This is a genomic window from Halorubrum sp. AJ67 (assembly GCF_000513435.1).
In genome coordinates this window covers 47,737-61,411 of record NZ_CBVY010000001.1, presented here as the reverse complement: position 1 = coordinate 61,411, position 13,675 = coordinate 47,737, and the positions used below count along the sequence as shown (strand labels likewise).

The 13,675-nt window shown below is 58.9% G+C and carries 17 protein-coding genes; 2 read left to right on the top strand and 15 right to left on the bottom strand.

Features of this window, described 5'->3' with window-relative positions:
• Positions 1 to 2: 2 nt before the first annotated feature.
• Complete coding sequence (locus BN903_RS00275) at positions 3 to 788, bottom strand: metal ABC transporter ATP-binding protein (RefSeq protein WP_048075817.1); 786 nt, start codon at positions 786 to 788, stop codon at positions 3 to 5.
• 214 nt (positions 789 to 1,002) lie between these two features.
• Positions 1,003 to 2,484, bottom strand: a complete 1,482-nt coding sequence (locus BN903_RS00265; protein WP_048075815.1) for a metal ABC transporter substrate-binding protein — start codon at positions 2,482 to 2,484, stop codon at positions 1,003 to 1,005.
• 205 nt (positions 2,485 to 2,689) lie between these two features.
• Here BN903_RS00265 and BN903_RS18270 point away from each other — a divergent pair, with 205 nt between their 5' ends.
• Entirely contained in the window at positions 2,690 to 2,824 is a 135-nt protein-coding gene (locus BN903_RS18270; protein WP_006630642.1) for a hypothetical protein, read from the top strand.
• A 43-nt stretch (positions 2,825 to 2,867) separates the two neighbouring features.
• Here BN903_RS18270 and BN903_RS00260 read toward each other — a convergent pair whose 3' ends face one another.
• From BN903_RS00260 to BN903_RS00245, 4 genes are read right to left on the bottom strand one after another with little or no spacing between them, the layout of a single operon-like run.
• Entirely contained in the window at positions 2,868 to 3,533 is a 666-nt protein-coding gene (locus BN903_RS00260; RefSeq protein WP_048075814.1) for a cobalt-factor II C(20)-methyltransferase, read from the bottom strand.
• Between the two features lie 39 nt (positions 3,534 to 3,572).
• Entirely contained in the window at positions 3,573 to 4,157 is a 585-nt protein-coding gene (locus tag BN903_RS00255; protein WP_048075813.1) for a molybdenum cofactor biosynthesis protein B, read from the bottom strand.
• Entirely contained in the window at positions 4,154 to 5,497 is a 1,344-nt protein-coding gene (locus BN903_RS00250; RefSeq protein ID WP_048075812.1) for a GTP-binding protein, read from the bottom strand. The genes BN903_RS00255 and BN903_RS00250 overlap by 4 nt, the downstream gene beginning before the upstream one ends.
• Positions 5,497 to 6,714, bottom strand: a complete 1,218-nt coding sequence (locus BN903_RS00245) for a GTP-binding protein (RefSeq protein ID WP_048075811.1) — start codon at positions 6,712 to 6,714, stop codon at positions 5,497 to 5,499. The genes BN903_RS00250 and BN903_RS00245 overlap by 1 nt, the downstream gene beginning before the upstream one ends.
• Positions 6,715 to 6,817: 103 nt before the next feature.
• Here BN903_RS00245 and BN903_RS00240 point away from each other — a divergent pair, with 103 nt between their 5' ends.
• Entirely contained in the window at positions 6,818 to 7,249 is a 432-nt protein-coding gene (locus BN903_RS00240; protein WP_048075810.1) for a CopG family ribbon-helix-helix protein, read from the top strand.
• 5 nt (positions 7,250 to 7,254) lie between these two features.
• Here the strand turns inward: BN903_RS00240 and BN903_RS00235 are convergent, their stop codons facing one another.
• From BN903_RS00235 to BN903_RS00195, 9 genes are all read right to left on the bottom strand, one after another.
• A complete protein-coding gene (locus BN903_RS00235; RefSeq protein WP_048075809.1) occupies positions 7,255 to 7,644 on the bottom strand; it encodes a CopG family ribbon-helix-helix protein in 390 nt (129 codons plus the stop codon).
• Positions 7,645 to 7,648: 4 nt separating this feature from the next.
• On the bottom strand, positions 7,649 to 8,530 hold the full coding sequence (locus BN903_RS00230) for an energy-coupling factor ABC transporter ATP-binding protein (RefSeq protein WP_048075808.1): 882 nt from the start codon (positions 8,528 to 8,530) through the stop codon (positions 7,649 to 7,651).
• Positions 8,527 to 9,339 (bottom strand): energy-coupling factor transporter transmembrane protein EcfT, encoded by an 813-nt coding sequence (locus BN903_RS00225; RefSeq protein ID WP_048075807.1) that lies wholly within the window; start codon positions 9,337 to 9,339, stop codon positions 8,527 to 8,529. The genes BN903_RS00230 and BN903_RS00225 overlap by 4 nt, the downstream gene beginning before the upstream one ends.
• A gap of 2 nt (positions 9,340 to 9,341) precedes the next feature.
• Positions 9,342 to 9,665, bottom strand: a complete 324-nt coding sequence (locus BN903_RS00220) for a hypothetical protein (protein WP_048075806.1) — start codon at positions 9,663 to 9,665, stop codon at positions 9,342 to 9,344.
• A complete protein-coding gene (locus BN903_RS00215; RefSeq protein ID WP_006630633.1) occupies positions 9,665 to 10,345 on the bottom strand; it encodes an energy-coupling factor ABC transporter permease in 681 nt (226 codons plus the stop codon). Before BN903_RS00215 ends, BN903_RS00220 begins: the two co-directional genes overlap by 1 nt.
• 137 nt (positions 10,346 to 10,482) lie before the next feature.
• Positions 10,483 to 10,893 carry a CopG family ribbon-helix-helix protein gene (locus BN903_RS00210; RefSeq protein ID WP_048075805.1) on the bottom strand — a complete coding sequence of 137 codons (411 nt, stop codon included), beginning with the start codon at positions 10,891 to 10,893 and terminating at the stop codon, positions 10,483 to 10,485.
• A gap of 104 nt (positions 10,894 to 10,997) precedes the next feature.
• On the bottom strand, positions 10,998 to 11,780 hold the full coding sequence (locus BN903_RS00205) for an ABC transporter ATP-binding protein (protein ID WP_048075804.1): 783 nt from the start codon (positions 11,778 to 11,780) through the stop codon (positions 10,998 to 11,000).
• Complete coding sequence (locus BN903_RS00200) at positions 11,771 to 12,613, bottom strand: ABC transporter permease (protein WP_048075803.1); 843 nt, start codon at positions 12,611 to 12,613, stop codon at positions 11,771 to 11,773. The genes BN903_RS00205 and BN903_RS00200 overlap by 10 nt, the downstream gene beginning before the upstream one ends.
• Entirely contained in the window at positions 12,610 to 13,572 is a 963-nt protein-coding gene (locus BN903_RS00195; RefSeq protein ID WP_369317828.1) for an ABC transporter substrate-binding protein, read from the bottom strand. The genes BN903_RS00200 and BN903_RS00195 overlap by 4 nt, the downstream gene beginning before the upstream one ends.
• Between the last annotated feature and the right edge of the window lie 103 nt (positions 13,573 to 13,675).

The window sequence follows — 13,675 nt, the reverse complement described above, 5'->3', positions numbered from 1 at the left end:
GGTCAGTGATCGTGAGTCAGCACGTGTTGATCGGTACCGTACGCGGCTGCGAGAGCGTCAGTAGCGACGAAGTCCTCGGGATCACCGTCGAAGTACAGTCGTCGGTTGAGACAGGCGATCTCGCTGGCGTACGTCGTGACGACGCCGATGTCGTGTTCGATCAGTATGATCGTGAGCCCCGAGTCGTTGAGGTCGGCTAACAGCTCGTAGAAGGCCTCCCTGGACTCGGCGTCGACGCCGACCGTCGGCTCGTCAAGTGCGAGCAGGTCGGCTTCGGCGGCAAGCGCACGCGCGATGAAGACGCGCTGGCGTTGGCCCCCAGAAAGCTGTCCGACCCGCCGGTCGGTCAGGTCCGTGATCTCGACCGCGCGGAGCGCGTCGTTGACTGCGCGGCGGTCTTCGTCTGAGAACCGACCGACGAGCCGCCGTGGATATCGTCCCATCGTGACGAGTTCGCGAACGGTCACCGGCATCCGTTGCGCAGCGGTCGTCGCGTTCTGTGGCACGTAGCCGATCCGCTCGCCGGCGTCGAACTCGGTCGCGGGCTCACCGAACAGCCGAACCGCTCCCGTGTCCGGCTTCTGGAGACCGAGCATCAAATTCAGCAACGTGCTCTTGCCGCTGCCGTTCGGTCCGACGAGCCCGAGAAACGCCCCCGGTTCGACGTCGATCGAAACCGATTCGATCACGGGGAGGTCCCCGTACGCAAAGCTGACGTCATCGACGCTGACGACGGGCTCTGTTGAGCGTTCTCGGGGTGATTCACTCCCTGCTGTTTCGGTCGTCATCGGCACTGTTCGAGACGTACGAAGTCGTCACCAGACGCGCTGATCCAGGTCGTCGACCGGTATGGAGCCGCCACGTCCGGCGGATAGATCGTACACGTCGGCTCGTCTGTGGACCTAACGACGAGCGCGAGGAGTTCCGGTCGCTGGTGGTCGGACGGACCGGGTGCTTCCGTTCCGTTCCAGCTCGGACACGTGCTGTCAGGGTCCGTATTATTCATGCGTTGAGCGCGGTTTCGAGCGTGTCGAGGTTGATGTTCTCCATAATCTCGATGTATCCCCAGTCGTTGTCGGCCCACTCACTCGTCTGCCCCGGGATCGCCGTCAGCGGGAGCATCCCAGTCGCGTCGGTTTCCTCGACGAGCTGCTCGGCCGCGGTCTGATCTTCCAGCGGGTCAGCACAGACGTGTGCGAGCCCGTGTTCGTCGATAATGTCTTGTGCGCGCTCGATGTCTCGTGGAGTAGGTTGGTCGTCCGGCGAGAGGCTCGTCAGCGACTCGACACGCAGGCCATAGCGATCTTCGAGGTACTGGAACGCGTCGTGACCGGCGACGAACAGCGTGTTCTTCGGCGCGTCATCGACGATCGACTGGATCTCGTCGTCGAGGTCCTCAAGCTGGTCGCGGTAGGCGGCCGCGTTGTCGGCGTACACGCCAGCGTTTTGCCCGTCCATCTCGGCGAACGTTGCCTCAAGCGTACCGACCGCTTGGGCGGCCCGCTGAGGGTCGAGCCAGAAGTGCGGGTCCATCGCTCCGTGGTCGTGTTCGTCCTCGCCCTCGTGGTCGTGTTCGTCTTCGTCTTCGTGTTCCTCTTCGTGGCCGTGTTCGTCTTCTTCGCCGTGGTTGTGGTCGTCGCTGACGCCTTCGGCAAGGAGCGTCACTACGGTCCCGGCATCACCGCTCAGCTCTATCGTGACGGCGCTGGCGTCTGTTTCGACGACATAGTACTCCTCGATAGCGTCACAGCTCTCGACGCTGTGCGCTTCATGAACGATCGATGTCTCGACCGGACGCACTGTCTCGTGGGTATCAGTGAAGAAAGCGTACTTTTCGGTCCCTCCACTTTCGGGCTCGAACCTAACATAGCTGGCCCCTTCGGTGAGTTCCACGGCGTACGGCTGGTGTGTTTGCGAAAACGTCGAAGTGTCTCCCTGAGCAGATGCTGCGGCGAGCGGCTCCGTCTCGCCGCTTTCCATGTGGCCGCAGGCGTGTGATATCGCATGCTCACCGAGCGATTCGTCGTGGTCGTCTTCGTGTTCCTCCTCTTCTTCGTGGCCGTGTTCGTCTTCGCCTCCGTGGTCATGGCCTCCCTCGATGAGGTCAACCCCCTCGCCGACGGGGACCATTTCGACATCTGCTCCGTCGTCACGGAGGCTCGTAATGAGGTCGCCGACCCACGGCTGGAAGCCGTCGGTACCGTAGACGAACAGATCGGATTCGAGGATGGTTCCCTGAATATCTGGACCGGGCTCCCAGCCGTGACCGTGTTGGCCGACCGGCACGAGCGTCTCGGCAGTCGCGGCGTCGCCCGCGACGTGTGTGGCGAAGTCGCCGAACACGAAGAACGAAGACTGGGCTCCCGGTCCATCTCCAGTTGAGTCACCGCCGTCGGCGTCATTCGACGTACAGCCAGCGAGTGCGCTGATAGTGGTGAATCCAATTCCGGCTGCGACGAGGCGTCGCCGAGTGTATTGAGACATCTATTGCTAATACTGATAGACTAAATAATAAATGCTATGATTTGAGATAGTAGATTTAGCAATTACTCACTAGATGGATAGTAGTCTTACTAAATAATGCGGGTCCTATAATTGCTAATAGTTGCTATCCCAGATCCTGTATTACATAAGCGTAAGAAGCGTGCTAACAGGCATTTTGTATCTATGGGCCTCAGATACGATCGTAATGTGCCACTGCTTCAGCGAGCTGACCGAGATGAGCGATGAAGAGCAAGCGGAAATTGTCGACGAACACTCGACCGAAGAACTCCGCGCCGAATACTCCACCGAGGAACTAGAGAGCCTCGGCGTCACCGCCTGAGTTCCCCACATCGGCCCGGTCTGAACGACCGATAGGGCTCGCGTCACTCGGGGTCAGTTGCGTTCCGTTTCTCAGCGTACGCGAGCGTGTAGTAGTCCCGGTCGGTCACATCGGTGGGGTCATTCGAAACGAGTGTCTCTTCTGTGTCCATGAAGAGTCGCCGGCCGAACGTCACGTCGTACCCTGCCTCGACCAGTTTTTTGTGGGTCGTCGGTGCGTCGGTCACTTTGAACAGGATCAACCGGTCCGGTCCGATCGGCGCTGTACCGCCGGTCGCCTCGCGGAGCGTCAACTCCGCGCCGGCATCGATATCGACCCCGAGGACGGAGGCGAACGCCGTCATACTACTGACTCCTGGGACGACCTCAACGTCAACGTCCGGATGCTGATCACTGAGCGTCCGCCACAGGTGTCCGAACGTCGAGTAAATACAGGGATCGCCGAGCGTGACGAACGCCGCGTCAGCGTCTTGCGCGTTCGGTGCGACTTCAGCGGCCGCCGTCTGCCACGCCGCCTGTAACTCGTTGGGATCGGTCGTCATCGGGAACTCGAGGTCACCCAGTTTCGAGTCGGGAACGTACTCGGCCGCGACGCGCCGCGACAAGCGACCCGGCGAGTAGACGACATCAACGGACTTGAGCCGTCGCTTACCGCGAACCGTGAGCAGGTCGGTTACACCCGGCCCCAGCCCGATCCCGTAGAGCGTCATCGCTGGGAACTCTCCGTCTCCAAGACGCTGCTCGCGTCGTCACTCATCGTCCTCACCGACTGTGTGTCGCGTCGCGAGTCCGGCGAGATGCGGGGCTTCTTCAGCGATGATCTCCGCCGTGGCGAGCTCGACGGCGTTCACGCTTCCCGGTAACACGAACACCGGGACGTCGCGGGCGATACCCGCCGTCGCGCGGGTCGCGACGACGCGCGTCCCGACCTCTTCCCACGAGAGCCGCCTGAACGCTTCCCCGAATCCTGGGAGCTCTCGGTCGAAGAGTTCGCTCACTGCGTCCGGAGTGACGTCGTCAACGGTGACTCCCGTCCCGCCCGTGGTCACGACGAGATCGACATCCGGACGTTCGAGGCATTCGCCCACGGTGGTCTTGATCTGGACGTAATCGTCGGGAATCGTCAGGCGTGACGTGACGACGTGACTCGCCTCTGCGAGGATGTTCTCGACAGCGTCACCGCCGGGATCGGACGGATCTGTTTCCGTAGCGGTTCCCCGAGACGACGAGACGGTTACGACGGCGACGCCGAGCGGATCAACGCAGTCGTGACCGTCGGCGTCCGTTGTCCGTCGATCTGCCGGCGACGGGAGTTCCGAGTGACTCCCGGTCATTGTCCGTCACCGACCACGAGACGCTGTTCCATCGGTGGCTGCGGCCGGTCCATCGTCCCCGGAAACGGATTCTTGAGGTCGTCCCAGTTGTCCTCCATCTCCGGCTCCGAGAGAAGACAGTCGTCGAGGGCGCTAGTAATCGCCGACTCGTCCATTCCGGCGCCGATGAAAACGAGTTTCACTTCGCGGTCCCCCCATTGCTCGTCCCAGTGGAGATCCGGTCGCGACTCCCGGTAAGAGTCCTGCTGGAACTCGGGGACTGTGGCCGCCCAACGACCGTTGACTTCGACGTGTGTCTGCGTGCCCGCTTGGCTCAAGTCGAGCGCGTATCGCTCGCGTCCGGCGACCCACAGATGCCCTTTCGCTCTCACAACGGACTCAGGGAATAAGCTGAGCCACTCATTGAATCGTTCCGGGTGTAACGGCCGGTGGCGCTCGTACACGAACGAGTCGACGCCGAACTCTTCGGGCGGGTGGAGGTGGTCATGGTCGTCACCGGTGTCTTTGTCGTGGGTATGACCGTGATCGTCTACGTGTCCAGAGTCGTTGTGTCCGGACTCGCCTTCATGACCGTTATCGTCACCGTGTCCGTGTTCACTCGACTCTGTGGCACCCTCGTGGTCGGTTGAGAGTACCTGTTTCCACCGGGCGGACTGTTTTGCTTGCTCTCTGTCGAATCGTCCGGTTCCGAGAACGTCGTCGGGTTCGACGGCGCTCTCAGTCGTGCGGACGATGTCGACGCCTGGATGAAGCGTTTCGAGCACGCGTTCGACCGCCTCTTGCTCTTCATCCGAGACGAGATCGCACTTGTTGAGGACGAGCACGTCGCAGAACTCAACCTGTTCGGCGAGGAGGTCCGAGAGCGGTCGAGCCTCGTCGTCCGCCGACTTGACTGGGTGACCGTCGACGAACACGCGGTGAAACTGTGCGGCGTCGACTACGGTAACAGTCGTGTCGAGTTCGTACAGTGTGGAGGCACGTGCGGGGGAAACGAACCGCTGAGCGATGGGAACCGGATCGCTGATCCCCGAGGCTTCGATGACGAGGTGATCGAACTCCTCGTCGAAGGCGAGACGCAATAGCTCCTGATCGAGCTCGTTCTGGAGCCCACAGCAGATACACCCGTTTGACAGTTCGGTGACGCCGCCGTCTTCCATCGAAAGCTCGGAACCATTCTCGATGAGTTCGGCGTCGACGTTCATTTCTCCGACGTCGTTGACGAGGACGGTGATATCGCGCTGCTCGCCAGCGACCCGAAGCAGGTGGTTCAGCAGGGTCGTCTTGCCGGCGCCGAGCCCGCCACTGAGGATCGTTACGGGAGGTTGCTCGTCGACAGCCATCAGTCGTCGGCTAACACGAGTTCGCGCTGCTCGTCACGACCGAACGGATCCGGGTACTCGTTCCAGTTCTCGTCCATTTCCGCGTCTGAGAGGACACAGTCTTCGAGGTCTGTAACGAGTGACTCCTGGTCGAACTCGCGACCGATGAACACGAGTTCCGACCCCCGATCGCCCCACTGTTCGTCCCAGTTCTCTTTGATCCCGGGACGCGCGGCGAAGTAGCGCTCCTGTTGTGCCTTCGGGAGCGTGGCGACCCACGTCCCCTTCGGACCGGCTCGGACCGACTGCCCGGACTTATCCAGCCCCATCGCGACATCTTCGCGACCCGCCGACCAGAAGAAGCCCTTCGCGCGGATGATCCCGTCTGGGAGGCCCGTGAACAGTTTCGAGAGGCGTTCGGGGTGGAACGGTCGGTCCGCGTCGAAGACGAACGACGCGACGCCGTGTTCGTCGGAGGCCGACTCGTGATGATGTCCCTCCTGGAGTTCGCGCTTCCACCCGGCCGACTGACTGGCACGGTTGAAGTCGAACCGATCAGTGTTGAGGATTTCCTCGGGAGCAACCGCACCGTGTTCGGTTCGGATGATCTTCGCCCGCGGTTGCAGTGTCTTCAGCACCGCCTCGATCTCGTCGAGTTCGTCGTCCGGGACGAGGTCGCACTTGTTCAACAGAAGGATGTCACAGAATTCGATCTGGTCCATGAGCGCTTCTTCCGGAACGCGATTTCCTTGTGGGTCGATCGAGTCGTCGGTGAGTACCTGCCCGGAGTCGAACGCTTTCCAGAAGCTATGTGCGTCGACGACGCTGACCATCGTGTCGAGCTCGTACACTCCCGTGGGATCGAAGTCAGCGTCCTCGAACCCGCGAGCGAACGTCTGGGCGACCGGGATCGGCTCGCTGATCCCGGACGACTCGACGAGGAGATACTCAAAGTCCCGTTCGTCTGCTAGCCGCCCCACTTCATCGAGCATGTCGCCGCGAAGCCGACAGCAGATACACCCGTTCGACATCTCGATGATCTCGTCGTCGTTCTGCGTGAGGTCCGATTCACGCTCAACGAGGTCGGCGTCGACATTCACCTCCCCCATGTCGTTGACGAGGACGGCAGCGTTCAGTTCCTGCTCGCTTTCGAGAATGTGATTGAGGGTCGTCGTCTTTCCCGCGCCGAGGCTTCCGCTGAGGACCGTCACTGGAATCGGATCGTTGTTAGACAGCACATCTATCTTATGAAAGTCGAAAGTTAAAATACTAATTATTACGTTGAGAGGAATCAAGTAATAACAGGAAATAACATATTAGAATATAATTTTAGTATAGTATATGAGCGTAGTTAGCATTTCGATGCCAGAAGTGTTACTCGAACACATCGACGAGTTCGCCGACGAACACGGGTACAGTGGGCGGAGCGAGGTCGTACGCGAAGGCACACGCACGCTACTCGAAGAGTTCCAAGGGCAAGGTGTCGACGGACAGAAACAGATGTGTACAGTGACAGTGTTCTTCGAGTACTGTCAGCCCGCGGTCCAGCAGCGTCTCACGGGTGTGCGTCACGAGTACGACGGTATCGTCTCTGCGACTACCCACGTACACGTACAGGACCAGTACTGTATGGAGTTGTACGTCCTGGAAGGAATCACAGAGGAACTGTCCGGATTTGTCAACGCGGTCCGAGCAGTGCCAGATGTCCAGACAGTCAAGTACTCGATTACCTCGCTCAATAATGTACCTCTTAACCAAGCTATCGAGTCGTAAACGCGCTACTGCTCCGCGAGAAGCATCAGTTTGACTTGACTTACCGCATCGAAGTTACGCAAGCGATACGTGAGGTCTCTGACGCGTGATGCAGCCCCGCTACAAAAGAGCGTCTCGAGACACCATTCTCCTTCGTGGATATGATTCGTTGTCGTGATAACGTCCTGAAATCGGTGTTGTACGTCATGAATGTCTTCGATGACTGCTTCGTGTTCATAATCGAAGGAGATGATGACGACGACATCGCCTTCGATATCCTCCAGTCTCGCGTGGTCTTCGATGTACTCTTGCATCGCCTCGCGAACACCGCGCGAACGCGAGTCTAGTCCCTCCGACTGCCACGTTTCGTCGAACTCGGCGAGGAGGTCATCGGATATATTGAAACTCGTGCGCATTGGTCTACTGATTCGTTTGGGTGGTATCGACAGATGAGACTTGATTCGAGTTCACATCCTCAACTGCCGCTGTGAGGTGCCTGACAAGCTCAGATTCTGTGACAGGCTGTGCTTTCTCTCCCAGCCCTGTATCGCGAGCTATACGAACTGTACTCGGAGCATGAAGATTGGCTTCTGCTAATAACGCGTCGTCGTAGAACACCTCTCTAGGCGTTCCGTTTCCGACGACGTTGCCGTCGGCCATTACACAGACGCGGTCTGCGACCGTAGCAGCAAAGTCCAGATCGTGCGTCGAGAGAACGACGCTAATACCCTCCTGATGGACCTGTTCGATTCGGTCGGCCACGAGTTGTGACCGCTCGGGATCGAGTCCCGCGAGTGGTTCGTCCAGCACGACCACACTCGGTTCGAGTACCAGCACACCGGCGAGACCGACGAGGCGTTTTTCTCCACCACTTAGGTAGTGGGGAATCCGGTCTTCAAGATGGCTCGCGTCGACGGTCGCGAGCGCTTCACGGGCGCGTTCTTTCGCTTCGTCACTAGGTACGCCGTAGTTTTGGAGACCGAACATGACATCGTCAAGAACTGTGGGGGCGACCAGTTGCGTATCTGCGTCCTGAAAGACGAATCCGACCTCCTTTCGAGCATATGACTTGTTGTCTTCGGTGATTGGTGTGTCGTCAACGACGAGCTCGCCGACATCGGGAACGAGCGTCGCGTTCAGGTGTTCGAGCAGCGTCGACTTCCCGGCACCGTTGCCACCGACAAGCGCGACGACTTCGTTGGGGTACACCGAGAAGTCGACATCATGCATGCCGACTGTCCCGTCAGGATAGGTGTGAGCTTCACACTGAAGCTCGACCAACGGTGAATCGTCTTGGCTCATAGCCCCACCTTGTAGACCGCAATCAGCGCGTACCCCACAACGGCGACGTACGAACCGGCGACGACGAACAATTCGTGGATCGGCGGTCGCGAAACGTCCCCGTACAGCACGATATCTCCGTCGTAACCGCGAGCCTCCATCGATTTGACCAGCCGTTCGGACTGCTCGATCGCTGATAGCATCGTCATGCCGAGAATTCTCGCGTACAGCCGCTTGTTCGACCAAAACTCCGAGAAGTTCGCTCCACGAGAGAGTGCGGCTTTCACGAGGTCTTCAAGTGTCTCGAGCATGACAAAGGTGAACCGGTACGTGAGTAACGCGACCTGATCGATCGGTCTGGGGAGTAACCGTCCAAGCATATACGCCACGTCGGTGTACTTTGTTGTCATTGATGCCGTCAGTGCGAACGTGACGACAGTGAGTGATCGACAGCTGAGCTCTAAGAAGAGGATGACTCCAGCCCACGTGACCGAGATGTTGCCGAGTGGCGTCGAAAGCGCACCACCGATCGGCGTACCCGGTTCGAAAAACGCTAGCGGCCCTGCAACGGAGACGATGAATAACATCGGGAGTGTGTACCAGCCGACGAGACGCCGATACGGTAGCTTAGCAAGACCGTAGACGATGAGGACGGTCCCGTACAGTCCCGCGAGGAGTGCGAGCCGGTCAAACACCGTAACTGCGAGGACAAGCGCGCCGATAATCCCGACCTTCGTCCAAGGGTTAACCTGGTGTAGCGGCCCGTCCCGCCGCTCGGCGAACGCAGTAATAAGTCGTGGGTCCGGGACGTGATTTGAGAGCGTTGTCACGATTACCGGGACGCGCGTTCCCCGCCCCCAAAGCCGCCGTAGCGGTCTACATAAACGTACATCCCGATACCGAGGAACAGCAGTAAAAGAAAGAGCCCAGCGAACTCAAGCATCATTCCTCCTTTTCGGATAGGGCCTGCTACGAGGATACCACGTCCCAAATTGACAAGTCCTCCACCACCCTCCTGAATACCGCGCTGAAGCGCCTGTGAGGAGCGCTTTGCCCATGGAAGGGCGCCGCCGGTCGCAGTGAAACCCCAGTATCCAGCAGCAAGAAAGGCTGCGAAGAGAGCAGACAACGCGCCGTACTGCTTCCAGCGCTGCATCAGGCCGTCACCCCCGTGGCTTCCTCTTGGGTGTCGCGGTCCGTGAGCCCAACAAGATCGGGGCGCACGGAGGCAAGGAATTGAACGATGAGACCGGTGAGAATTCCCTCAACAACGGCGACACCGAGGTTGAGTCCTGCGAGTCCGGCCACGGCAATTGTCAGGTCACCACGCGGTAGCGCGCTTCCGTTTACCCCACTAATGACGATGATCGCAGCCATCAGGAAGGAACCCACCGAAAGACCGAGTGTTGTTGCACTCGCGCCAGCAGGAAAGACGTCCCAGTCCATTCCAATCAGAGTTTTAAATGCGTAGTAGGCGACAATCGCCTCACTGGCGTTGATGAGGGTGTTTGCTCCGATGAGGCCGACTGCTCCATGGCCGAGAGCAGCCGAGAACACGTTAACGACAAGTGCGACGATTGCGCCGAGTAGCGGTCCAGCGATGATACCCACTAAACCGGTGAGATTCATATGAATCCCACCCCAGACGGGGATATTCAGTTGAAAAATTGCGAAACTCGCGGCCGCTCCAATACCCGCGAGCGCAATCTGATGTGTTTTGATACCGCCTTTCCGGACCCGGTAGACCACAGTGCTGATCAACGCGGTCCCGATCAGCGTCCAAAGCACTAGCGCCCAGAGGGGGAACGAACCTTCTCCAAGGTGGATGTGTGGCATGTCTGTTTCACAATTCTAAGACCCGTTATAATAAACTTGTCGCAATAAATGGATCCAAATAACAATAGTAGTACAGAGTAGGCTCAAGTATTGATAAGTAGAAGCGATGCTTTCGTTTCTATTGATATATACCGGACTCAGTCTTCACTGGGTTCCGCGTGTAACTCATCGACGGGTATGACTGTGTATTCGACTGAAACCGACTCGTCCGTTCCCCGAATGGTCCCGATGAATCTCAACACATCGTCACCAGTCGCTTCGATGACGAACGTCTCGACACATCCGGCATTACTTTCCAAGCAGTTGTGCGAATTCGACCGGATCAGCGATTCAAATTCATGCCGAATATCCATCATTTTGTGTTCGATATCCGGTGCATCATATTCAAATCCGGCAGTAACTGTCGCTAAGACACGTCGGTTCTCGTAATCGCTCTTTTGATATTCTTCAAGCAGTCCCTGACACGCTTCGCGTATGACCTCGCTGCGCCCGCTATAGCCATGTTCTTCCGCGAAACTGTCGAGGTCCTCGCGGAGTTGCTCCGTCATCGAAGAGCTCACAATGGGCATATATTAAATAATAACTCAGAGATAATAGATATAACGATATAAAAAATATTGTTAATAACTATATCTCAGCGGGAGATCCTCGACTAACGCGGCTCAGGCTCCCCGAGTTCGGCCCGAATCTGTGCAACGTACTCGACGAAGTCGTGTGCTGTCCGTTCGCGTGGGCGCTCTACGTCGATCGAGACGGTCGACTGGACCATTCCCGGCTCGGCATCCATAACAACCACACGGTCGGCGAGCTTTACTGCCTCGTCGATGTCGTGTGTGACGAAGACGACCGTCTGTTCCGTCTGCGCCCAGATATCGAGCAGTTCGGTGTGTAGTCGGTCGCGCGTCCGGGCGTCGACGCTGCCGAACGGCTCGTCCATCAAGAGTATCTCTGGATCGGGCGCGAGCGCGCGAGCGATCCCGACGCGCTGTTTCATCCCGCCGGACAGCTCTTTGGGATACGCGTCCTCGAATCCGTCGAGTCCCACTAACTCGATCAGCTCTCGAGCCCGCGCCTCGCAGTCGGGACAGCCACACGCGGGTCGGTCGAGGCCGAACCGGATGTTGCCACGGACCGTTCGCCACGGGAACAGCGCGTATTCCTGAAAGACCATCCCCCGGTCCAGTCCGGGGCCGGTAACCGGGTCCCCGCCGACCAGTATCGACCCGGTATCGGGGTCATCGAGGCCCGCTATCGCTCGCAACAGCGTCGTCTTTCCACATCCCGACGGGCCGACGATACAGCAGAACTCACCCTCCCCGACCGAGAGCGAGACACCCTCGAGCGCTTGGGTGGAGTCGTACGCCCTGCTGACGTTCTGGACAGTAATCTTCTCGCGTGACTCTCGATTGACTGGCGACTCGGAACTCAGCGCCATGCGAGAACCCTCCCTTCGAAAAGGCGAAACCCGATGTCCATACACAGGAACGCTAGGCTGATCAGAAACATGTAGGCGACGCTCGTCGCCATCGCGAGGTTGTTCGAGGCGTTGATGATCTCGTACCCGACGCCGGGCGCGCCGAACAGCTCGGCACCGACGACGATCATCCAGCACCGACCGATGCTCGTCCGGAACCCAGTCAACACTTGGGGCGCTGCGCTCGGGAGGGCGACGAGTTTCAGCATCGAGAGATCGCGTTCCACGCCGAGCGTCGATGCGGCATCGGTCAAGTCGCCTGCGACGCCTTCGACGCCACCGTAGGCGGCGTAAAAGTTTATCCAGAACGCCCCGATGAAGACGATGAACGCCGCACCGGTGTGATGAATGCCGAACCAGACAATCGCGAAGACGATCCACGCAAGCGGCGGGATCGGGCGAAGGACCCGAACGAGTGGGCGTAACCAGTCGTCGAGTGCGCCGTTCCAACCCATTAATAGTCCGAGTCCAATGCCACCGCCAGCTCCGAGAAGAAGGCCAGGAACGTAGTGGAACAGCGTCTCCGTGAGGTGCGCGAGCCCGGTCGGCAGCACTAGACTCGATCCCGAGACGGGGACGACAATCGCGGTCGTGGTCGCGAACAGATCGATGAACGCGCGGACCGAGTCGAGCGGGCTCGGCACCAGGTATGACGGTTGAGTCAGCATCGCGCCGACCCACCAGACGAGAAGGAACACAATGAGTCCGCCCAGTCCGCGGAGATACCGCCGCAGATTCCCCTCAAAACCGTAGGCGACCGACGTGTCGGATCTGGTGTCAGTACGCGTGCTCATTCTTGAATGGTGTCGTAGGGATCGAACGCAAATAGGTTCTCAGTCGCGACCGGTTCCTCGATGTTGCCGACGTTCGCGACGAATTCCCCCATCGTCGTGGCTTGGTCGGTAATCGCGTGCGGATCCGAGAGGAAATCTGACGCCTTGGACTCCATAGCGGCTTTCGCGAGGTCCTTGCTCACACCGGAGCCGATCACCGATGCGGCGTGGGCAGCAGCTCGATCCGGCGAGCCTGTCGTGAACTCGGTCGCAGCAGTGTGTTGTTCAGCGAGTGATTGGGAAACTTCGGTGTCGTCGAGGATTTTCCGGTTCGCGAACAGTACCGTGACTGGATGGTTTTCGAGTATGTTCCCGGACCACGCGAGCTCCCCAAAGTTATCATTCTGACTGATAATCGTCGCGAACGGCTCTTGGATGATCGTCGCGTCGATATCGCCCGACTGGATCGTCTGGACCGCCTTCGCCGGTGGGACTTTCGATTTGGCAATGACCGATTCCATCTCTCCGAGGTCGAGATCCTCCTGGATCCAGTATCGAAGGACGATGTCGGGCACACTCCCGTCGGGCGGCGCACCGAACCGGGCCTTGCGGCCATGCTCCTGCTCAAAGCGCTCGAACGCCGCTTCTCCTTCCTCTTCGTAGAGGTCGACGAGTTCGGTCGTCCCCATGATCTTGAACCCGTTTCTCGAGTTCGCCGCGAGAATACCGGCGTCGGTACCTTTGTCGGCGAGAACCATCGCAGGAGTAATGCCGAAGAGCGCGACGTCTACTTCACCGCTGGCGAACGCCTTGACAACGCTAGGGCCAGAGTTGAACCGTTCTATCGCGACCTCTGCCGGGATATCCTCGTAGTAGCCCTCCCGTTCCATCACATAGTGTTGCATATTCGGATAGATCGGGACGTACGCGATGGTAACCGAGTCGAGTGAGTTGCCACCCTGACCGAGGCAACCGGCTATTCCCGTCGCAGCGACTGTGGTTGCGCCTGCACTCTGTAGCAGTTTTCGGCGCGAGATCTGATTCGTCAGTGTTACTAATACTAATCTGGATTATAATAATTCC